Genomic DNA, 21,181 nt, shown 5'->3' with positions numbered 1-21,181 from the left:
CCTACTTTCCTAAGCTATCTCAAAGCAATTAACTTAATAGCGTTTCGAAGGGGGGAGTATACTCGAATCCCGTATAAGGCTTGTCGGGGAAATGCCGGATAGTCCATAAATAATACATTGTGAAACCCGGCGCCGAGGTTTGGGAATGATCGCGCTCGCCGGTGATCCGCAGCAAATCTCGGTTTCGGATTTTATAAACGGTTTCGCCTAATTCGCCGTGCCCATAGCCCCATTCCGGCTCGAATTGGTAGTAATAGAGTTCCGGCTGGGGATGATGGTGGGGAGGATAGCTGCTCCAACGTCCAGGAAAATTGACCACTTCGCCGAGAACCAGCCGAGCTTCGGGCGGCGCATTGCGGCGGTCGAAGACGCATCGGACGATGCGGTAGCTCATATCGTCAAGCATCCCCTTGCCGCGATGTTCGTTTTCCACTTCGTCCGGAAGGTAAATTTTTTGCGGAAAGACATGCGGATTCGGAGTTTTGACGACGGCGATTTCCACAGGCGAGGACGCTGTTATCGCCGCCGCCGCATAGGCTGGAGAGTGAATCGCCCAGGGCAGCTGTTCGACCCATGAATTTCGTTCGAACGATTCGGCGCGCCCTCCCGCCTCGATCCGTCCGCTTCCTTTCAATATCAAGAGCGCCGTCTCTTGTTCTTTGGATTGAAAGACATAGCATTGGTTCGGCTCCAAAAGATAAATTCCGAAATCTAGTTGTGTATCTCTATCGTTTTCCTGGTAGGGATTCCATCCTTCTTTCAAGGAAAACGCCTGAATCAGATTGCAAAATTCAGCCGTCATTGGATCATTCTCCTTACTTTCCGCAGGTTTTTTCCTTATCGGGATTGGGAAGAATGCGGTCCCGCAGCATTTGAACCAATTCGTCATAACCGCTCATAAACTGGCGCAACGTTCGCCGCGATGGACCGTAGAAATCGAACTCATCCACTTGCAGGCCGTCTTCCTCGTACGATTTTCGGAAATCGGAAAATTTCCGCAGCAATTCATCCAACACTTTCGGCTCTACGGGATTATCCATGCGCGGGATAGGAGCGATGTCTGAATGGTTGAACCGCACTTGCCATTCGTGGGGAATGGAGACCACCAAATCCCCGCCGATAAATTCCGACCAGTGCATGTGGCAGCGGTAGGCGGCGGAAAGAAGACGCAACCGGTAGCCGCGTTCGCGGTAAAGCCGATAGGCTTTTTTCATAATGGCGACTCCGGCGTAATTCAAATAGCCGGGATCGGTAATAATCCGGTCGCGTTCGGCGACTACGCGCAGCCAATCGTCGATGCGCCCGACCATGATGGTGCATACCGGCGCCATCTCCGCGATCGATTTCCCTTCGCTCTCGCGCCGTTTCAATCCCCTCTCTACGGCTTCCGCTACGGCGATAGCTTGGGGAACGCAGAAACTGACTGTGGCGTTGACGTTGACGCCGCGATAGGTGGCTTCTTCGATGGCGGCCACGCCCGCTTGCGTTACGGGTATTTTGATCTGCATGTTCGGCGCCAGCATATGGAAATATCGGGCTTGTTCGACGATCTTTTCAGCGTTGTTGTAAAATTTGGGATTGGTTTGAATCGAAATCCGACCTTTTTTGCCGCGATGACGATCAAAAGCAGGCTTGAGCATTTCGGCGCCTTTAACGGCCAAGGCTTCGATTACTTTCCAGGTAATATCGTCTTCCAAGGCATGGGGATTGTCTTTAATAATCAGGTTAATGCGGTCGATCCACAAATTCAGTTCTTTTTTCAAAACTTCGCCCACGATAACCGGATTGGTGGTAGCGCCAACGGCTCCATGCTCGATGGCGTAGGCCAGTTCCGTTTGGGAACAGGAGTCGTTCCACAAGTCGGTGTTCGTCGTGCAAGTCATCTCATGAAGCGCACTTTTATAAGGCGAATCGTATGTTGATTGATTGTTCATTTCGTTATTCCCGAATATAAAATGAATGGCATGAAACGAGCAGCATGGCGCAGGGGGGCTTAAAGCGCGGCCCGCCAATCTTCCTAATTGCTTTTTTGATAATAGAAGATAAAAAACAGTTTTGACAACCCCGCTATTCATACTTTATTATAAAAGAAGGCGCGGATATCACCGATTCCGCGCCTCTTCGCTATTCATCTCATAAGAATTTTACAAGAAATACCGCTCCTTTTTTCGCTTCTCCTCATACTGCATCCGCGCCTGTTGCACGCTCTCCACGCCGGAAACTTCCGCTACGGCGACATCCCACCAGGAATCGTAGCCGGGAACGTATTCTTCGGGATTGACTTCCAGAGCGATGAAGACGGTGCGATCGATGCTTTTGGCTTTCTCCAACGCTTGCAGCAGTTCCTGCTTCGTCGCCGCTTTGATAACATGCGCCCCCAAACTGGCGGCGTTAGCGGCGAAATCGATGGGCAAATTTTCGCCGGTTAAGAGTTGAGAGTTTCGATCACGAAAACGGAATTGGTTGCCAAAGCCGTGGCTGCCGCAAGAACGCGCCAAGCCCTTGATGCAATTGAAGCCGTGATTGTCCAAAAAGACGATAGTGAGTTTATAGCCTTCTTGAACGGAAGTAACGATTTCATTGGCCAGCATTAAATAAGAGCCGTCGCCGATCATCACATAAATATCCCGGCTGGGATCGGCCATCTTCACGCCCAGCCCCCCGGCGATTTCATAGCCCATGCAGGAGTAGCCATATTCCAAGTGATAGCCGCGATGGGATTTCGTGCGCCAGAGTTTATGAAGATCGCCGGGCAATCCGCCCGCCGCGCAGACCATGACGTCGTTGGTACCAGCGAAATTGGTGACGGCGCCGATTACTTCGCCTTGGCTGATGGGCGTGGAGTCCAGCGAGAAGAGGCGTTCTTCTTCCTTGCGCCATTCGGCGATTTGGCGGCGGATTTCTTCGGTATACGACGCATTGGGCTTCATTCCTTTCGCTTTCAGCCGCTCGGTCAGTTCTGAAAGTCCTGCCTTGGCGTCGCAAAGCATCGGCAGCGCCGAGTGTTTCCCGGCGTCGAAATCGCAAACGTTGATTCCGATGAACCGGACGTTGGGATTTTGGAATTGGGTTTTAGACGCCGTGGTGAAATCGCTCAAGCGGGTTCCAATATTGATGACTAAATCAGCTTCGGCGGCGAGGCGGTTGGCGGCGGAAGTTCCCGTTACGCCGACTGCGCCCAGGTTAAAGGGATGATCCCAAATCAGCGAACCTTTGCCCGCTTGCGTTTCGCTCGACGGGATGCCGAATGTTTCGCAGAAGGTTCCCAGTTCTTTACTCGCTTCCGAATAAAGTACGCCGCCACCGGCAACGATGACGGGGCGTTGGCTTTCCATAATCCATTGCGCCGCCGTTTCGAGCATCGTCTCTTCCGGTCTTGGGCGCGGGACGCGATAGACGCGCTTGCGAAAAAATTCCTCCGGGTAATCGAAGGCTTCCGTCTGCACGTCTTGGGGGATGGCGATGGTTACGGCGCCCGTTTCCGAAGGGCTGGTCAGGACGCGCATCGCTTCCGGCAGCGACGTAATAATCTGATCCGGACGGTTGATGCGGTCCCAATAGCGGCTGATGGGCTTGAAGCAATCGTTGACGGAAATGTCCTGCGTCTGAGGCGATTCCAATTGTTGCAAGACCGGCGCCACGTTGCGGCGGGCAAAGATGTCTCCCGGCAGCAGTAATACGGGAATGCGGTTGATAGTGGCCGTTGCGGCGCCCGTAATCATATTCGTAGCGCCGGGGCCGATGGAACTGGTGCAAATCATGGTTTTGAGGCGGTTGTTCTGCTTGGCGAACGCTGTGGCGAGGTGAACCATGCCTTGTTCGTTGCGGCATTGATAATAGCGGATATCCTCCCGATATTCCTCCAGCGCCTGTCCCAGACCGGCGACCATGCCGTGCCCAAATATGCCAAAAATCCCCGCAAAAAAACGCTGCTCAACGCCGTCGCGCTCCACGTATTGGTTGCATAAAAACTTGAGCATCGCTTGCGCCATAGTCAATCGGCGAGTTTGACTCATCGGAAAATCCCCTTTCCTTTCTCTGTAAAGGCTTATGAATTATTTAGCTTGTCGTCCAAAACTTATTTTCTCCGCTCAGTAATATAAAAAAACTTGTCCAAGTTCAAGTGACGCTTTTCTTTTGAAAAAAGATCGTTCCCATATTTCGAGAAATCGGGTGAGATTGTTTGGAAGAATGGCGATATGATTGACAAGCAATGGTTTTTATATTAGAAGTTTTATCCTATGTGAGATGTAACGCCAGTTTTCCGTTCGTCTAAATAATAATTCATGTTACGCGCGATAAAAAGTTGAAGAGGTCAATTAGGATCGTCGTTTTGAATCGCGAAAACGCGAAATGAAAAAGAAAAACAGTTGGCTAAAGGGAACGCGTTATGAAAAAGATTTTTCCGTGGAATCAAAAAGAATCCGTGATATCCGTGATTCGAAAATTTCGCGGAATTCGAGCCTTTTCGTGGTTTCGTGATTCAAAACATTTGTTGAGAATAAACGATTTATTGGCAATATATCCATAGGATTCGGCTTCGAGGTTAAACTGATTCAATATAAAAAAATCCTTTCCCAGCGTTGGTTTGGTCCGTTGACGGGTCTGATTGCGCTTTGCGCGATTCTGGGCTTTACGACGCCCTATTTCATTACTAAAGACAATCTAACGAACGTCGCTGTGCAATCCTCCATCAACGCCATTCTTTCCATCGGAATGACCTTCGTCATCCTGACGGCAGGGATCGATTTGTCCGTGGGGTCCGTGTTGGCTCTCGTGGGCGTGTTTTTGGCCTATGCGTTGCATGTTCCGCTGCCCAGCGTTATTTCTATTCCAATCGCGTTGGCGGCGGGAACGGCGATTGGGATCGTCAACGGCGCATTCGTCAGTTGGGGAAAGTTGCCTCCCTTCATCGTTACTTTGGGGATGATGAGCATCGCGCGCGGAGCGGCGTTGGTTTGCAGCGGCGGACGCCCCATTTCCGGCTTCGAATCCGGTTTTCGATTTTTGGCGCTTGGTTCCGTGGGACCGATTCCTATTTTCGTTATGATTACTATCGCGCTTTATATTGCGGCGCATATCGTTTTGACGAAAACTTCCTTTGGACGCTATACCTACGCCCTGGGCGGAAACGAGACCGCCGCCCGTCTTTCGGGAGTGAATGTGCGCTTCCATAAAATGGCGATTTATGGCTTATCCGGCTTGATGTGCGCCATCGCCGCCATTCTATTGACCGCTCGCCTCAATTCCGCCAATCCCCAGGCGGGCATCAACTACGAATTGGACGCCATCGCCGCCACCGTCATCGGCGGAACCAGCCTTATGGGCGGCGAAGGCAGCATCCTGGGAACGCTGATCGGAGCGTTGATTATCCAGGTATTGCGCAATGGATTGAATCTTCTGGAAGTTTCTTCTAATTTTCAAAGCGTGGTCATCGGCGTCGTCATCGTGGCGGCGGCGCTGTTGGACATCTATCTTAAAACCCAATCCAAACGAACCGCATAAAGGGGATAATCATGAATCGACCGTTTATGGCAAGCATTCTGGCGCTTCTCCTCGTTTTCATCGGTTGTCAAAAAGAGCCGCAACCTTCTACAACGGGAAAGCTGCGCATCGGCTTTGTGATGAAAACCCTGAACAATCCCTTCTTCATCCAAATGGAAGAAGGCGCCCGCGCCGCCGCCGATCAGCTCGGCGTCGAACTGATCGCGCAGGCGGCGGATCGCGAAATCGACGTGGAGCGGCAGATGCAAATCATCGAGAATCTCATCGTTTCCAAAGTGAATGCGCTTTGCATCACTCCCAGCGGTTCGCGGGAAGTAGTGGCGGGCATCGTTAAGGCGAACGAAAAAGGGATTCCCGTTCTCATCGTCGATACGAAAGTGGATGCAAAAACACTGGAGGAAATGAAGGCGCATTGCGTCACGTTCATTGGATCAGACAATTATCAAGGGGGATTATTGGCGGGCCGCCATTTTGCGCAAAAATTCCAACAAGAAACGCCAGTCGCGATTTTGGAAGGCATCCCCGGACACGAAACCCACGACTCGCGGCTGCGCGGCTTCCTCGACGCCGTCAAAGAAGCGCCGCAATTGAAAATCGCCGCCTCGCAACCCGCCAACACCGAACGCGACCAGGGCTATAATGTGTTCCAAAATATTTTACAATCCCATCCCGATATCAAGGCGCTATTCGCCACCAACGATATGATGGCTCTCGGCGCGGTAGAAGCGATTGCGGCGGCGGGCAAAACCGGCCAAATCGCCGTCATCGGCTTTGACGCCATCGACGAAGCGCGCGATGCGATCCGACAGGGAAAGATGGAAGGCTCCATCGCCCAATTCCCCGGCGAAATGGGAAAAATAGCCGTGGAAACCGCCGTGAAGGTTCTCCAGGGAGAAAAAGCGCCGGAAACGATCCCCGTAAAAATCGAACTGATTACGAAAGAAAATGCCGATCGGATGAAATAGGACGCCGCCGGTCATAGAGACAAAAGCATAATCTGGAATCTCATGTTACGAGCAATGGGAAATTAAATGAATCTCTTACTATCGTCGTTTGAATCGCGAAAACACGAAATGAAAAAGAAAAACACGAAAAAGGAATCCCTTCCTAAACCCGCCGTTAAAACGGCGGGCTATTATCGCTTGCCCCTTTAAAGGGGCATTTGATAATAGCCCAGCCTTTCAAGGCTGGGATGAAAAACGCCTATTAACTCCATAGAATCCAAAAAAACACGGTTGTCGCAAGGAATCGCGGTATGACCAAGATGTTTCTGAGAAATCCAAAAGAATCCATGAAATCCATGATACAAAATTGCTCTAAAATCACTAAAGAGAAAGAGGTTTTTTTCATCATTCATCATTCATCACTCATCACTCATCATTTAGTTTAGATTGGAGAAGCCGATGAATCGAATCAGAATCGCCAACGCTCCCTGTTCGTGGGGAGTTCTGGAATTCAATTTGGAAGGCGAAGCGGCGGGATTCGCCAGGGTTTTGGATGAAATGGCCCAGTCGGGCTACGAAGGAACGGAATTGGGCGATTGGGGCTTCATGCCCACCGATCCCGCCATCCTTCATAGGGAATTGGAGCGCCGGAATTTAGAGATGCTGGGCGCATTCGTCCCGGCGGCGCTCATCGATCCGGCGGCTCATGCGGCGGGGTTGGAATTGGCCTTGAAAACGGCGAAACTCCTTAGCGCCGTGGCGGAAGCCCCCTTTCTCGTGCTGGCCGATAATAATGGAACCGTAGAACGCAGGACGAAAAAAGCAGGACGCATCCGTCCCGAAGATGGCATGACGGATGAGCAATGGACCGTTTTTACTCAAGGCGCGGAGTTGATCGCACGGGAGATTTTCGACGAAACCGGCGTCCGCACCGTCTTTCATCACCATTGCGCCGGGTACGTCGAAACGCCGCAGGAGATCAACCGCTTCCTGAATATGACCGATTCGGAACTCATCGGCCTTTGCTTCGACGCCGGGCATTATACCTACGGCGGCGGCGATGCGGCAGCGGGCATGAAAGCGTATGGAAACCGCATCTGGCACGTCCATTTCAAGGATTGCCATCCCGAAGTCGCCGAACAGGCGCGGCAAGAGGGCTGGGATTATTTCGCCGCCGTGAAAAACGGCGTGTTTTGCGAGTTGGGGAAAGGGAAAGTCGACTTCGTTTCGATTGCGAGGCAATTGCTAAAATGGAATTACGAAGGCTGGATCGTCGTCGAGCAAGACGTCCTGCCGGGAATGGGAACGCCCCTAGAAAGCGCCCGCCGCAATCGGGAATACATCAAATCTTTAGGCCTATAAAGGATCGATCATGAAAACCTCAAACATTCTTAACGTCGGCGTAATTGGAACAGGCCGGATTGGAAAAGTCCACGCTGAACACCTCGCCTTTCGCCTGCCTCATGCGCGTTTGGTAGCCGTGGCGGACGCGAATCGCCCATCCGCAGAAGCCTGCGCGGCGCAGTTCAACGTTCCGCATGTTTGCGGCGATTCGGCGGCGATGTTAGCGATGGACGAAATCGACGCTGTTGTTATTTGCTCATCGACGGATACTCATGCGCGGTTGATCGAAGAAGCGGCGGCGGCGAAAAAGCATATCTTTTGCGAAAAGCCGATCGATTACAATCTCGCCCGCATCGACGCCGCCTTGAACGCCGTCGAGAAGGCGGGAGTCAAATTCCAAGTCGGCTTCAACCGCCGCTTCGATCCCAATTTTTTGGAAGTGCGCCGCAAGATCGAAGCGGGAGCGATCGGCGAACCGCATCTGCTGCGAATCACCAGCCGCGATCCCGCCCCGCCGCCGTTGGAATACGTCAAAGTTTCCGGCGGCATGTTTTTGGATATGACGATTCACGATTTCGACATGGCGCGCTACCTCGCCGGGACGGAGATCGAGACCGTCTACGCAGCGGGCGCCGTTCTCGTGGACAAAGGCATAGGCGAAGCGGGGGATATCGATACAGCCCTCATCACGCTTCATTTCGCCAACGGCGCCTTGGGCGCCATTGACAACAGCCGCAAGGCGATTTACGGCTACGACCAGCGCGTGGAAGTCTTCGGCTCCAAAGGCATGATCGCGGCGGACAACAACGCTCCCACCCGCACCCGCTGGAGCAACGCGGAAGGAATTCATGCGCCGTTGCCTTATAATTTCTTCATGGACCGTTATATCGATTCCTACATTTCGGAAATGGATCTTTTCGTTCAAGCCGTCTTGAACGACGCCAAGCCGCCCGTAACCGGCCTCGACGGACGCATCCCCGTCGTCATCGGCCTGGCGGCCCAGCGCTCCTTGAAAGAAAAACGCCCTGTCGCGTTGAGCGAGATGTAATCGAAGGACTTACTAATGCTATTCGCATAAGGTTTGCGATATAATTGCGTCAAGAAAGAACTAATCCGATTAACGAGTAGTTCCTTTTTCAAATTCTTAGGCTTCTATAATAACGTTGATTGGAATACTAATCAGGATAGGCAAAAATGGTTGAAGTAAATCCCGATATTCTTGTTTGGGCGAGAAAAGAAGCGGGGTTATCGCTTGAAGAAGCCTCAAAAGCTATCGCTCTAGGCGATGCGCGGGGGCGCACAGGACCTGAACGGCTGGCGGCTTTCGAGTCCGGCGCAGAAAAACCATCCAGACATCATCTTCTGGAAATGTCGAAAAAATACCGTCGGCCGCTCCTGCTTTTTTATATGGAAGTTCCGCCACGCAAAGGCAATCGCGGCCAAGATTTCCGAATTCTTCCCCAAAGCCATTCAAAGGGGGACGAAGCGTTACTCGACGCTTTAATTCGCGACTTGAAAGTAAGGCAAAACCTAGTAAAAGAATTGCTTGAAGACGAAGAAGCGCATCCTCTTCCTTATATCGGTTCGGCAAGCAGAGATTGGAGCGTTCGACAGCTTGCTCAAAACATTAAGGATACGATAGGTTTTCAACTTAATGAGTTTCGTTCTCTAAATACTATCGATGACGCGTTCGCCTATCTTCGCAACCGCGTTGAAAATTGCGGCGTCTTTGTTTTGCTTGCAGGCGATCTCGGAAGCTATCATAGCGTTATCTCCATTGAGACATTTCGCGGTTTTGCCATCGCCGATCCGATAGCGCCTTTCGTTATAATCAACAGTCAAGATGCAAAATCCGCCTTTTCTTTTACGCTATTTCACGAAATGGCGCATCTTTGGCTAGGTGAAACTGGCGTTAGCGGCGTATATGGGGAAGGCGATATTGAACGCTATTGCAATGATGTGGCCAGCGAAATTTTATTGCCTATCCAAGAAGCTAAGCAATTAAATAAGATAGCCTCCTTGCGCTTAGAGAATGTTCTCCATCAAATCTCCTCTTTTGCTAAAGAGCGAAAGCTTAGCCGTTCCATGATAGCATATAAACTTTTCCGTCTTGGTCTTATGGAAGAAAAAAGATGGCATGAGATCGATAATCAATTAAGAAATGAATGGCTCAAAATTAAAGAAATAAAAAAGGAGAAGAATCAACAAAAAGAGGGAGGACCTAGTTACTATGTTATCCGCCGTTACCGCCTTGGTCCTTCATTGTTAAATTTAGTAAGCCGTTCAATCGATGAAGATATGCTTACGCCAACAAAAGCGGCAAAGGTTCTTGGCGTGAAACCTAGGAATGTGGAACCTTTGTTGAGAGATATAGCGGGGCGGAAAGACAACTGATGTTATATCTCCTCGACGCAAGCGTATTAATTACTGCCAATAATCGCTATTATCCGATCGATCAAGTTCCTGAATTTTGGGAATGGCTGCACTATATGGGTCTATCAAACCGCGTAAAGATTCCTGTTGAAATTATTGAAGAAATCAAAGAGGGGCGTAAAGATAAAGACCTCTTATATTCTTGGATACGGGATAAAGCAAACATTGAAGCGTTGAAACTCGATGAAGAGGTCGATATTTTACTTTTTCGAAGAGTTGTCAATCAAGGTTACGCTAGCGATTTAACGGATGTAGAAGTGGATCAGTTAGGGCGCGATCCCTTTCTCGTCGCGTATGCGATGGCAAAAACCGACCGATGCGTTGTTACAACAGAAGTATCCAAGCCAAAGAGGAGTAGACAGAATCGGCATCTTCCGGATGTATGCCAAACCATGCAAGTACAATGTTGCGATCCTTTTGTATTGAATCGCGAATTGGGTTTTAAAACTTCCTGGCGGCCTTAACAATCGAAAGAGGCGTATATCAAACCAAAAGCCGCGCGAAATATCCGCTTCCGCGCGGCCTTTCTCATAGCCTTGCTATATTCGATTCCGTAATGCGGACGACGTTCTTCACCCCCTGAAATAGAGATACGCCCCCAGGATCAAAAACAGCAGCAATACGGACGCGGATAGTTCTCTCCAATCCCAGCTGCGGCGTGATTCACGCCGATGCTCGTCGGTTATGGTTCCAAACGTTAATCCGGAGATTCGCTGTAAGTCCGGCGCCGCCGTCGCATAGCTAACGCCGATCATCAAAATAACGCAGACTACGAAGATGAGCAAGCTGTAATATTGGAAAAACGTATTGTTGACGATCCAAAAGAACGTGCCTTCCGTATAGCCGTTTTCAAATCCCGCCATTTTCATGGCCACTGGCGTATCGATGGCGAGGCGAAAGACGCCAAGAATGAATCCTACGACTAACGCCGTAATGCATCCGGCCGCATTCACCCGCTTCATGAAAACGCCGAGGAAAAAGACGACGAAAATCGGCGGCGCCAGGTAACCCTGTACGCCTTGCAAGTAATTGTACAATCCCCTCGCTCCTTGGATGACGGGTATCCAAATCAATCCGATCAGAACCATAACCGCTGTGGCCACGCGCCCGATCCAAACCAACTGCTGTTGCGAAGCCGTAGGATGAAACTTGGAATAAAAATCCATCGTGAAGAGAGTCGAAGAGGCGTTGAACACGCCGGACAGCGAACTCATCAAAGCGGCCAATAGCCCCGCGACTACGATGCCGCGGATTCCCGCTGGAAGCACGTATTTCACCAGCAGCGGAAACGCCGCCTGGCTTTTTTCCGCATCCAGCTGGCCCGACGTATAGATCGCGCTCGCCAGTTCCGCCGCCTTGCCGCTTGCGGCTAGCGCGAAGCAGATCATGCCGGGAATGATGAAGATGAAAACCGGCAGCAGTTTGAAGAACGCCGCGAAAATGCTACCCCGGCGGGCGGTTCGTTCGTCGGGCGCGCCCAGCGCCCGCTGTACGATGTATTGATCGGTGCACCAATACCACAGGCCGATGATGGGAGCGCAGAACAACATGCTCAACCAAGGGTAATTGCTGTTGAAATACCAGGCCATGCGGTTCGCCTCTCTTACCGGCTCCCAAGTTCCTTGCATTCCGTCAGGGACCAGCGGCTTCCATAGGTTGAACATGTCGGATCCGCATACCTCCCGCAACTCGCTCCAGCCGCCCAAGGCTTTCAAGCCGAAGATCGTTACTAAAACGGAGCCGAGAATCAATACGACCGTCTGCACCGCTTCCGTATACGCCACGGCGCGCAGACCGCCGAGAATGGTATAGATTCCCGTCAGGATGATAACCAAAAACGAGCCAATCCAAAAACTATCGATGACGTAAGAACCGATGTTCAACTGAACGTCGGGCAAAAGCGTCCGAAAGACGATCCCCCCGGCGAATATGCCAACGGCGATCTTGGTCAGAACATAAGCGACCAGCGATATGAGGGAGAGAATCCATCGGGCGGAAGGATTGTATCGCTTCTCCAAAAACTCGGGCATGGTAAATACTTTAGAGCGCATGTAGAAAGGCACAAATACCCACGCCAGCACGAGCAAGCACCAGGCATGCAACTCGTAATGGGCCATGGCTACGCCGTCCGTGCAGCCCGATCCCGCCAGGCCGACCAAGTGCTCCGATCCGATGTTGGAAGCGAAGATGGACGCGCCGACGATAAACCATCCCAGGTTGCGTCCCGCCAGAAAGTAGTCGTCGGTCGTCGCTTTTCCCTTGAGGATAACCCACCAGGCAATTCCAAAGAGCAGCAAAAAATATCCCGCAATCATTAACCAGTCGAGCAATTCCATCGTTTCCGCCTTTCCCCTAAAAAGATAAAAACAAGATTTTGGGTATCAATTTATTACGCCGGGCAGGGAATGAAAAGGGACGTAAAACGGATAATGATGAATGATGAGTGATGAATGATGAAAAGAAATGGCTTTATCTTCGCAAAAAAGGAATGCGATGGGACGGCGATTCCCGTCAGGCTTTATTTTCCAAAATAATCTCCATTTCGCATTCTTTACAGTTAAATTGCAAAACCAATTTGCGGCCTTGCTCGTCGATCAAGGCCAGCGGCTCGATAGGAGGCGGCGTATTTTTCTTTTCCGGGCAAAAGCCCAATTCTCGCTTCAAGCAATAGCGCGTCGTCATAACCTTGCGTCCGCGTAAATCCAAGCCCGATTCAGCGGCGGGCTCGATCTGAGTTACGCCGCGGCGGCGGTAAAATTTCACCGCATAAAGATTCAAGACGTTGCCTTGAAAATTCATCTCTGTTTCGGGATAGGGAACAATATTTTTCTGGACGCCGCCGGCCGGTTGACAGCGAGCAGCAAGACGGGCGGCGGCGAGGTTAGCCAACGCCTCCCGCCGCAGGCGATTCAAAAGCGAAATTGGCATAAAAACAATGCGATTCAGCTGGATATTCAGCGAGGAACAAGCGAATTCCGTATCTCCGGATTTTTCCAACTGCCTGCGTATATCATCGAGCGCCTTCTCAGGATTCTTGGCGACCTCGAATGGTCCCGGCAGAAAAGATTCCGCTGCAACGCCGTCTTCGTCATTTGCGGATAACCTTAGGCCGTCCGGCGCATCTCGCAGCGTCAACGCAACCGCGATGCGCCGATCCTTGCGGCTTTTCTTGACTCGCGTCAAAAATTCATGGTCATGATTGCGGTAAATCATGGTTCCCGCCGCGATCCCATTTCCCTTGTTTAAAACAACGCGGCGGCCTTGAACGGCGTTAACGCCGTCTCCGCATAAGCGATGCTGCAAATCGAAAAAGCAAATTCCATCGCCAGGATGCAGGGGAATTTTCGAATCGATGACGAGGCCGCCATTTTTAATTGAGATAACTCTTCCGATCGGCGCCCCCATCATTTTCGGCGTATCCAGCGAACCGATGGAAGGTTGAGGTCCATGCAAAAAATAGGAGGTATAGCCGCGATGGAAGGTTTTATCGGGATCGGGCGTAAATTCGATGCGGCTTTTTCCGGACGAACTTTTGCGCAATCCCATCTCCGGCAACAATTCATCGAGCAACAAGCGGTAATGACTTACGATATTGGCGACGTAGGTTTCGTCTTTCAGGCGGCCTTCGATTTTAAAGGAGCGCACGCCAACCTCTAGCAACTGCCGCAGGCTGCCGGAAAGATTCAAATCGCGCAGCGACAATAGATGGCGTCCGCTTTCGATCGCGGCGCCTTGGCCATCCACTAACGTATAAGATTTGCGGCAAGGCTGGGCGCATTGTCCACGGTTGCCGCTGCGACCGCCCAGGGCGTAGCTTAGATAACATTGCCCGCTGTAGCCGACGCATAAGGCGCCGTGGATGAAGAATTCCAATTCGATATGCGGCGCCGCCTGGCGAATTTCCTTGATCTGTTCCAAGCTGAGTTCGCGGGCCAGGATGATTCGCTGAAAACCGGCGGCTTCGAGAAAGGCCGCCTTTTCCGGCGTTGCGTTGTGCATTTGCGTACTGGCGATCAACGGCAGCGGCGGGAGATCGCATTCCAACAGGCCAACGTCCTGAATAATGACGCCGTCCACGCCGAGATCGTAAAGTTCCCAAATCAATTGCCGGGCGAGGGGTATTTCCTCGTCGCACAGCAGCGTATTGACGGCGGCGTATACGCGCGCCCAGTATTTGCGAGCGTAACGCGCCAATGCGGCGATGTCGTCCAGCGCATTGCCCGCGCTCTCGCGCGCCCCAAAGCGCGGCGCGCCGATATAGACGGCGTCGGCGCCGCAATCGATGGCGGCGAGTCCGCAGGATAGGTCTTTGGCGGGAGCGAGCAATTCGACTTGGTTCATCATGATAAATATTGTAGTTGTTCTTCAAAAAAAGAGCGAAATGGAAAAAAGGTTCAGTGAAGACGATCGATAGACCAGGGCAAGATTTTACGACGAAGCAGGTCGGGAAGAATATGATGAATCATAATCGGCGTCAATTGGGAGAAATCGGAATCGGGACCGAACCATACCAGTTCGACGATTTCCGAAGAAGGAGCGGGGACGCCTTGGAGTTCGCCTTGATACAATCGGATATGGAGAGTTTTGACCTCGCCAGGATTTTCCGAAGCAGCTATATCGCTATACTCGCCGACAAACCGAAGATTCGAGGCTGCGGCGCCGCCCAATTCTTCGCGCAACTCGCGCGCCAAACATTCCATCGCCGATTCGCCCGGCTCGATGCATCCGCCCGGCAAAATCAGATTGGAAGCCAGCCGGTCTTTGCGGCAAAGCAGAAGACGATCGCCGCGCAACGTTAAAAGCGCAACTTTATTATAATCCGTCATACGATATTCAGTTTCTATTCGAGCGTATTAACTTACATTGTCGATTAACCACTATAATCGAAACTCCAATCGAATGCAATTTGTCCTTGATTCAAAATTCATCGCATTTCGAATGGAATATTGGTTTTTATTTAGAATGGATTAAAGATGAATTTTATGGCTGGAACTTGACGGTCGTCATGACAAAGAAGAATATCGTGTAGGATGAATTGGACGCCGAGCGGCAAGGGCAATGTCGTTTTGCCCTTGATCCTATAATAAATCCAAAAAGCCTTTCGCCAAAAAGAAAAAGGATTGGAAATTTTTCGCCATGATGCTGACGAATCTATTCCCATTATTCGTTCTTATATCCGCCGCCGTTCAAAATCCTCGCCATGAAATCCTTACTTTTCTCGATACGGACGTGAAGGAGTGGCGTTTTCATATAGGCGAAATCAATGGCGCTGAAAAACCTGGATACGACGATACAAAATGGCCAGTCGTTGGAATCGGACATCGTTGGCTTCCGCACGATTCCACATGCTGGTTTCGCGCCAACGTAACGATTCCGGATACTATTATGGGATTTCCCACCAATGGCCAGCGCATTCGCCTGATCCTGGGAATGGATAACGAAGCGGCCGCCTATGTCAACGGCGAAGAAAAACAACGCTTCCAGTGGCGGGAGGGCGACGTTATCCTGACGGAAAACGCCCAACCCGGCGAGACGATTTCCGTGGCGCTTCATGGCATCAACCGGCCGGGATTCGGTTGTTTTTTACAGGCGCGTTTGGGAACCGATGACAGCCTGAAGCTTCAAAGCTCGCTGCAAAAAGTCATCGATGAAATCGACCTCATCGAATCTTATTTGTCGGATGGCGATGCGGTTTGGAGAGCGGCGATTCAGCGCGTTTACGAATCGATCGGCGCCGCCCTTTCGTCGGCATCCCCCGGCAAGATCAACGATTTATCAGCATTAGCGCCAAAGGCGGAAGCGATCCTGCTGCAAGCCGCATCCTCCACGCCCGAACGATTGGATGGCCTGACGCGGGAATTAACACGACTGGATCGATCCATCGAACAAGGCCGTTCGTTAAACCTGGCGATGGATTACATAAAACAAAAATCGCGCGTGATCCGCAGTTTCATCGTCTATGCGCGGGACGACTATGCCGGGGATTCGCTATGGAAAAAAATCCGCGCCGAACGCATCGCCGCTTACTTGGAAAAATTAACAGCCATTGCTCTGCATGATGCGAACGATTTATTGGCGCACCCCGAAAATGATCGCCCGGTTCCGCGATATAAAACGGGAAAAGTGGAAATCCGAGACGGCGCTTTTTGGCAAAACGGCCATCCCATTTATTTCAACGGCGTCGGCCATTTTGGACAAGTGCGTCAAGATATTCCAATTCTTCCGGATTACGGCTTCAACATCATCCAAATCGAAATCGGTCCCAACAGCGTCATTGAGGAGAACGGTTCTGTTAACCTGAAAACGCTGGAGAGTAATATTCTTCAGCCTTTGCAAGATGCGGAAAAGCATAATGTCGCCGTTTGCGTTCTGCTTTCGCCCCATTATATGCCCACATGGGCGTTTCAAAAACATCCGGAATTGGCTGACGGAGGGCATGGCTTCATCAAATACGACATCGATCATCCCGCTGCGCGCGGGATTCTCGAACGATTTTTGCGCGCTGTAGTTCCCAAGATGGCGGCTTATCGATCGCTGCATAGTTTCTGCCTTTCCAACGAACCGCAATACGTCAGCCGTTCTCAAATATCCGCCGATTTGTTTCATCAATGGCTGCAAAAGCGCCATCAAACTATAGAACAATTGAATAAACTCTACGGAACGCTCTACGCCAGTTTCGACCAGGTTCCCCAAGCCGAGACGGATTCCCCTGAACCTGCCTGCATCGACTGGCGCCTATTTAACCAAGATCGCTTTCGCGATTGGCATCGCTGGATGGCGGGCATCATTCATGAACACGCTCCGGATATTCCCGTCCACGCCAAAAGCATGGCCCACGCCTGGGGCGGCGCAGAACATTTCGAACTAGGCGTCAATCACGAGGATTTTGCGCATCTTGGCCGCATCACGGGAAACGATTGCGTTACTGCGCCTACGAGGGAAAAGGAATATCCCTACGCCCAACATTGGATGCTGCAAGCTATGCACTACGATTTTCAACGCAGCGCGGCGCCGGAAAATCCCATATTCAATTCGGAAAATCATTTGATCCCGGACGATAACGCCGTTTTTACGCCCGGCGAACATATCTATACGGCGCTATGGCAAGGAGCGTTGTACGGCATGGGCGCTTCGACGATTTGGGTTTGGGAACGCGGAGAATCGAAGACGACGTTCGACAATATTCTAACGCGCCCCCAATGCGTGGAAGCCGCAGGACGCGCCAGTCTCGATTTAATGCGCCTGGCGCCGTTGATTGCGCGCTTCGCCAACGCCAAACCACCCATAGGTTTGTTTTACTCATGGATTAGCCATACGCAAACGGACGATTCTCGCAATGCTTCCGCCGCCGCCTATGAAGGTTTGGCCAACCTGGGCTTGCGCATCAAAATCGTCACGGAAAAAACCATCCAGGAAGGAGCACTGAACGAGCTGCCGATCGTCGTATTGCCTAAAACAGCTAGAGTTCATGCGGATAGCGCGAAAGTGTTCGCGGAGTATATCCAACGCGGCGGCGTTGTCATCGCGCTAGAGCCATGCTTTACGCAGGACGAATATGGCCGCCCGAATCCCCAACTCGCTCAATGGCTGGAGAAAGGAGAGCGCTTGGGACGAGCCGTCCGATTGAATACGCCCGTCACCGCGCAGGCGATTCGCGATTTGGCGGGAGAACGGCTTAAACAAATGGGACGGTCATCGCCCGTCGCCATTACGGATCCCTACGGCAGCTCGCTTTGGGGCGTATTATGGCTGACGCTGGACGATGGCGGCTATTATCTTGTAAATATTGTCAATATGCGCAGAGAAGATCAATCCATTCGGCTTCCCCTAAGCGCAAACGCTTTGGCGACCGATTTAATCAGCGGAGAAAGTTATCCTAGGGAATTCGTTTTACCGCCGCTCTATCCCATGCTTCTGAAAATCGCAAAGAAAGATATGGAAGCGATTCGTATCGACAACGATCTATACTAAATCGCCATTGGATTGAATGTTAGTAAAAAACGGATTAATCTTGAGAAAATTGCAGATGGAATAACAGTTGTACTTGTCGAAGAGAATAACCTATTATTTAAATACGAAAGAAATTGATATATCCATTTTGCGAAAGGAAAAAGAATATGAGAAAGTTGAATACTATGTTAGCAGGCGTCCTAGGCAGCGTCATAATTGCAGCCGCGGGCCAATCGGTTGGGGCGCAGGATTCTTGGGTAGAAATGCAAGGGAAAGAAGGTCCGGGACACGGCAAGCATATTGTCTTCGTAACGGGAGACGAGGAATATCGTTCCGAAGAATCCATGCCCCAATTGGCGAAAATACTCGCCCTCCATCACGGCTTTCGCTGCACAGTCCTTTTCGCCGTCGATCGCAACGACGGAACCATCAATCCCGAACAGGTCGATAACATTCCCGGCTTGGAAGCTTTGCAAACCGCCGATCTAATGGTGATTTTTACGCGCTTCCGCGAATTGCCCGACGAACAGACGAAATACATCGCCGATTATGTCCATTCGGGAAAACCGATTATTGGGCTGCGCACCGCCACCCATGCTTTCTTTTACAAAAAGAACAAAGACAGCATTTATGCGAAATACAGTTTCGATAACAAGAACGCAGATTTCGCCGGCGGTTTCGGAAGGCAGGTTTTGGGAGAAACCTGGATCAACCATTACGGCCAACATCAAAAAGAAAGCACGCGCGGCTTGATCGCCGAGGGAATGGAAGACCATCCGATCGTACGGGGCTGCTCCGGCATTTGGGGACCGTCGGACGTCTATGGAATTACGGCTCTGAGCGGAGACGGCAAGCCTCTCGTCATGGGCCAAGTGCTCAAAGGCATGAATTCCAACGACGAACCGAATCCCGAAAAAAAGTTAGTTCCCGTAGCCTGGCTAAAGACGTACACGGGCGAAAAAGGAAAAACTACGCAGATATTTGCAACAACCATGGGCCACGCGGGCGACTTGCAAAGCGAGGGCTTCCGCCGCCTCCTCGTCAACGCCTGCTATTGGTCGCTGGGCATGGAGAAGGAAATCAAGGCGGATTCGAATGTAAGTCTGGTAGGAGAATACAATCCCAATCCGATTGGATTCGGCGGCCATAAAAAAGGCTTGAAGCCATCGCTGTATAAGCTTCCATAAAAGTTTGTATTTCATCCGCAATGGCAGTTTTAAGATAAAACCCCGCCTGCGTAATGCAAAGCGGGGTTTTATTTTTTATCCCTTTAAATAAGCCATAGGTTAGGCTCAAGCAAAGCGCAATTTGCCATTCGAGCTACATCGAATAAGGAGCGAATTCCTTGGCCGCTTCCCATAAGGCGTGGATATTCCGCCCTGGAACGTCGGCTTGGATGTTGTGCACCGTATTGAAGACATAGCCGCCGCCGGGTTTGAATATATCCATTAAACGCAGAACTTGTTGGCGTACTTCTTCCGGCGTTCCCTGCGGCAGCGTCTTTTGGGTGTCAATCCCGCCGCCCCAAAAGACGATCTGTTCCCCAAATTCCTTTTTGAGAAGTTCCGGATTCATATCCTTGGCGCCGATTTGAACGGGATTGAGAATATCGGCGCCGTTATCGATGATTTCCGGCAGCAATGTCTTAACCGCGCCGCAGGAATGGTACCAGACTTTCGCCTTCGTCTTTTTGCGAATGAATTGATAGAGAGCCTTCTGCCTTGGTTTTACGAATTTCTTGTAGAGGGCGGGCGAGAAGAGCGGGCCAGATTGCATGGCGAGATCGTCGCCCACGCAAACTACCTGAAGATATTCTCCCACTTCGGCGAGAAACGCTTCGTGAAAATCCAGCCAATATTGCAGCGTATGATCGAGCAATTTTTCCACATAGCGCGGCTGCTCCAGCATGTCCATGTAGAATCGCTCAAAACCGCGCATGTACCAGCAAATTTCGAAAACCACCCCGGTGATGCCGCTGACGAGGGCGTAATCGGTCTCCTCGAAAAGACAGCGGGCGTAATCGCGCAATCCTTTGAAAGGCGCAGGATCGCCGCCGTCCGGCCAATCGTAACGATCCAGGTCTTCGTATTTGATATTGACCAAGGGATTTTCGACGATATCACAGTAGAGTCCTTCTCCAGGCCTCTCGCCCGGCATCGCCCAGGTTACGCCGAAGCCATCGGTGAAACCCCAGCGTCCTGGTTTGACCTGCTTCAATTCCGGCGGAGGAAGAAACATGCCCGGACGAACATAGCGCGTATCGATATCGAAGAGGCGCAGAACCTTCTCGCTGGGCGCGGCCAATTGCTGCACCACGTCCATGATCTGGATATCTTCCTCGATGCCGTAAAAATCCAAAACCTTGCGGTAAGCCTCGCGATGGATGCCCGTCTGGTTGCCTCCCATATCGAGAGGAACCCGGTCCGGTTCTCGATGATTGACGGCGGAAAGCAGGCGCTCCCTGGAATTCATGCTCGCATCCTTTCTCCAACGCGCAACCTATGCGCTAATCTGGACGAATAAACCGAAATTCTAACACGATCCAAATCTGTTTTCGCGGTGCGCAAATATTGGTAAATCGAATCCAGTAAATTTTTCGAAAAAATGATTCAAAGCAGATATCGCCTTATCCATTTTTCCAATAAAATTAAGCCAGGCGATTATTTTCTGAAAGGAATAACAGCATGTCGCAGGATAATCAGCGCCAACGGGTTGGGATTCTCGTCTATCCCGGCGTCGAATTGTTGGACTTTTGCGGACCGTATGAAGTTTTTACCTCGGTTCGTCTCAACGAGGAGCGCCGTTATGAGGAGTCTTCGCCCTTGGAGGTTTTGCTGCTGTCGGAAAATCTTGAAGCCATTAAAGCGCATAATGGACTGCGTTTCTTTCCCGACTGCGCTTTGGACGACTGTCCCGCTTTGGATGTATTGACGATCCCGGGAGGGATGGGAATTCGGGAAGCTATCCGCAACGAAAAACTCATCCGTTGGATCAAGGAACGCGGC

At 51.1% G+C, this 21,181-nt stretch carries 17 protein-coding genes; 9 read left to right on the top strand and 8 right to left on the bottom strand.

Annotated elements, in window-relative coordinates:
• Nucleotides 1–28 precede the first annotated feature (28 nt).
• From AB1656_05770 to iolD, 3 genes are all read right to left on the bottom strand, one after another.
• Nucleotides 29–802, bottom strand: a complete 774-nt coding sequence (locus tag AB1656_05770; protein MEW6234875.1) for a 5-deoxy-glucuronate isomerase — start codon at nt 800–802, stop codon at nt 29–31.
• Nucleotides 803–815: 13 nt separating this feature from the next.
• Nucleotides 816–1,934 (bottom strand): transaldolase family protein, encoded by a 1,119-nt coding sequence (locus AB1656_05765; GenBank protein ID MEW6234874.1) that lies wholly within the window; start codon nt 1,932–1,934, stop codon nt 816–818.
• A 210-nt stretch (nt 1,935–2,144) separates the two neighbouring features.
• Nucleotides 2,145–4,016, bottom strand: a complete 1,872-nt coding sequence (gene iolD / locus AB1656_05760; protein MEW6234873.1) for a 3D-(3,5/4)-trihydroxycyclohexane-1,2-dione acylhydrolase (decyclizing) — start codon at nt 4,014–4,016, stop codon at nt 2,145–2,147.
• 580 nt (nt 4,017–4,596) lie between these two features.
• Between iolD and AB1656_05755 the strand changes: the two genes are divergently transcribed.
• Together AB1656_05755 and AB1656_05750 are read left to right on the top strand one after the other, a co-directional pair.
• The gene (locus AB1656_05755; GenBank protein ID MEW6234872.1) at nt 4,597–5,505 is read left to right on the top strand and encodes a ribose ABC transporter permease; all 909 of its coding nucleotides are present in this window, start codon (nt 4,597–4,599) and stop codon (nt 5,503–5,505) included.
• A gap of 11 nt (nt 5,506–5,516) precedes the next feature.
• On the top strand, nt 5,517–6,470 hold the full coding sequence (locus AB1656_05750; protein ID MEW6234871.1) for a substrate-binding domain-containing protein: 954 nt from the start codon (nt 5,517–5,519) through the stop codon (nt 6,468–6,470).
• A gap of 185 nt (nt 6,471–6,655) precedes the next feature.
• Here AB1656_05750 and AB1656_05745 read toward each other — a convergent pair whose 3' ends face one another.
• Nucleotides 6,656–6,865 carry a hypothetical protein gene (locus AB1656_05745; GenBank protein MEW6234870.1) on the bottom strand — a complete coding sequence of 70 codons (210 nt, stop codon included), beginning with the start codon at nt 6,863–6,865 and terminating at the stop codon, nt 6,656–6,658.
• A 43-nt stretch (nt 6,866–6,908) separates the two neighbouring features.
• Between AB1656_05745 and AB1656_05740 the strand changes: the two genes are divergently transcribed.
• The 4 genes from AB1656_05740 to AB1656_05725 all read left to right on the top strand — a co-directional run bounded on the left by AB1656_05740 (nt 6,909) and on the right by AB1656_05725 (nt 10,690).
• Nucleotides 6,909–7,811, top strand: a complete 903-nt coding sequence (locus AB1656_05740) for a sugar phosphate isomerase/epimerase (protein ID MEW6234869.1) — start codon at nt 6,909–6,911, stop codon at nt 7,809–7,811.
• 10 nt (nt 7,812–7,821) lie between these two features.
• Complete coding sequence (iolG, locus tag AB1656_05735) at nt 7,822–8,841, top strand: inositol 2-dehydrogenase (protein MEW6234868.1); 1,020 nt, start codon at nt 7,822–7,824, stop codon at nt 8,839–8,841.
• Nucleotides 8,842–8,987: 146 nt separating this feature from the next.
• A complete protein-coding gene (locus tag AB1656_05730) occupies nt 8,988–10,187 on the top strand; it encodes an ImmA/IrrE family metallo-endopeptidase (GenBank protein MEW6234867.1) in 1,200 nt (399 codons plus the stop codon).
• Nucleotides 10,187–10,690 (top strand): DUF4411 family protein, encoded by a 504-nt coding sequence (locus AB1656_05725; GenBank protein ID MEW6234866.1) that lies wholly within the window; start codon nt 10,187–10,189, stop codon nt 10,688–10,690. The genes AB1656_05730 and AB1656_05725 overlap by 1 nt, the downstream gene beginning before the upstream one ends.
• 108 nt (nt 10,691–10,798) lie before the next feature.
• Here AB1656_05725 and AB1656_05720 read toward each other — a convergent pair whose 3' ends face one another.
• The 3 genes from AB1656_05720 to AB1656_05710 all read right to left on the bottom strand — a co-directional run bounded on the left by AB1656_05720 (nt 10,799) and on the right by AB1656_05710 (nt 15,052).
• A complete protein-coding gene (locus AB1656_05720; GenBank protein MEW6234865.1) occupies nt 10,799–12,562 on the bottom strand; it encodes a sodium:solute symporter in 1,764 nt (587 codons plus the stop codon).
• Between the two features lie 175 nt (nt 12,563–12,737).
• Nucleotides 12,738–14,570, bottom strand: coding sequence for a U32 family peptidase (locus AB1656_05715; protein ID MEW6234864.1), 1,833 nt, complete (start codon nt 14,568–14,570; stop codon nt 12,738–12,740).
• Between the two features lie 50 nt (nt 14,571–14,620).
• The gene (locus tag AB1656_05710; protein ID MEW6234863.1) at nt 14,621–15,052 is read right to left on the bottom strand and encodes an NUDIX domain-containing protein; all 432 of its coding nucleotides are present in this window, start codon (nt 15,050–15,052) and stop codon (nt 14,621–14,623) included.
• A 310-nt stretch (nt 15,053–15,362) separates the two neighbouring features.
• Here AB1656_05710 and AB1656_05705 point away from each other — a divergent pair, with 310 nt between their 5' ends.
• Nucleotides 15,363–18,197 carry a beta-galactosidase gene (locus AB1656_05705; GenBank protein MEW6234862.1) on the top strand — a complete coding sequence of 945 codons (2,835 nt, stop codon included), beginning with the start codon at nt 15,363–15,365 and terminating at the stop codon, nt 18,195–18,197.
• Nucleotides 18,198–18,343: 146 nt separating this feature from the next.
• Nucleotides 18,344–19,363 (top strand): ThuA domain-containing protein, encoded by a 1,020-nt coding sequence (locus AB1656_05700; GenBank protein ID MEW6234861.1) that lies wholly within the window; start codon nt 18,344–18,346, stop codon nt 19,361–19,363.
• A 133-nt stretch (nt 19,364–19,496) separates the two neighbouring features.
• Here the strand turns inward: AB1656_05700 and AB1656_05695 are convergent, their stop codons facing one another.
• Entirely contained in the window at nt 19,497–20,648 is a 1,152-nt protein-coding gene (locus AB1656_05695) for a uroporphyrinogen decarboxylase family protein (protein MEW6234860.1), read from the bottom strand.
• Between the two features lie 212 nt (nt 20,649–20,860).
• On the opposite strand from AB1656_05695, the gene AB1656_05690 reads away from it, so the two are divergent.
• On the top strand, nt 20,861–21,181 hold a 321-nt coding region (locus tag AB1656_05690), incomplete at its 3' end, for a DJ-1/PfpI family protein (GenBank protein ID MEW6234859.1).

This window comes from Candidatus Omnitrophota bacterium, from assembly GCA_040755155.1.
In the GTDB taxonomy this organism is placed as follows: domain Bacteria; phylum Hinthialibacterota; class Hinthialibacteria; order Hinthialibacterales; family Hinthialibacteraceae; genus JBFMBP01.
The sequence above is the reverse complement of the archived record's forward strand: the minus strand, read 5'-3'. Positions and strand labels throughout refer to the sequence as shown.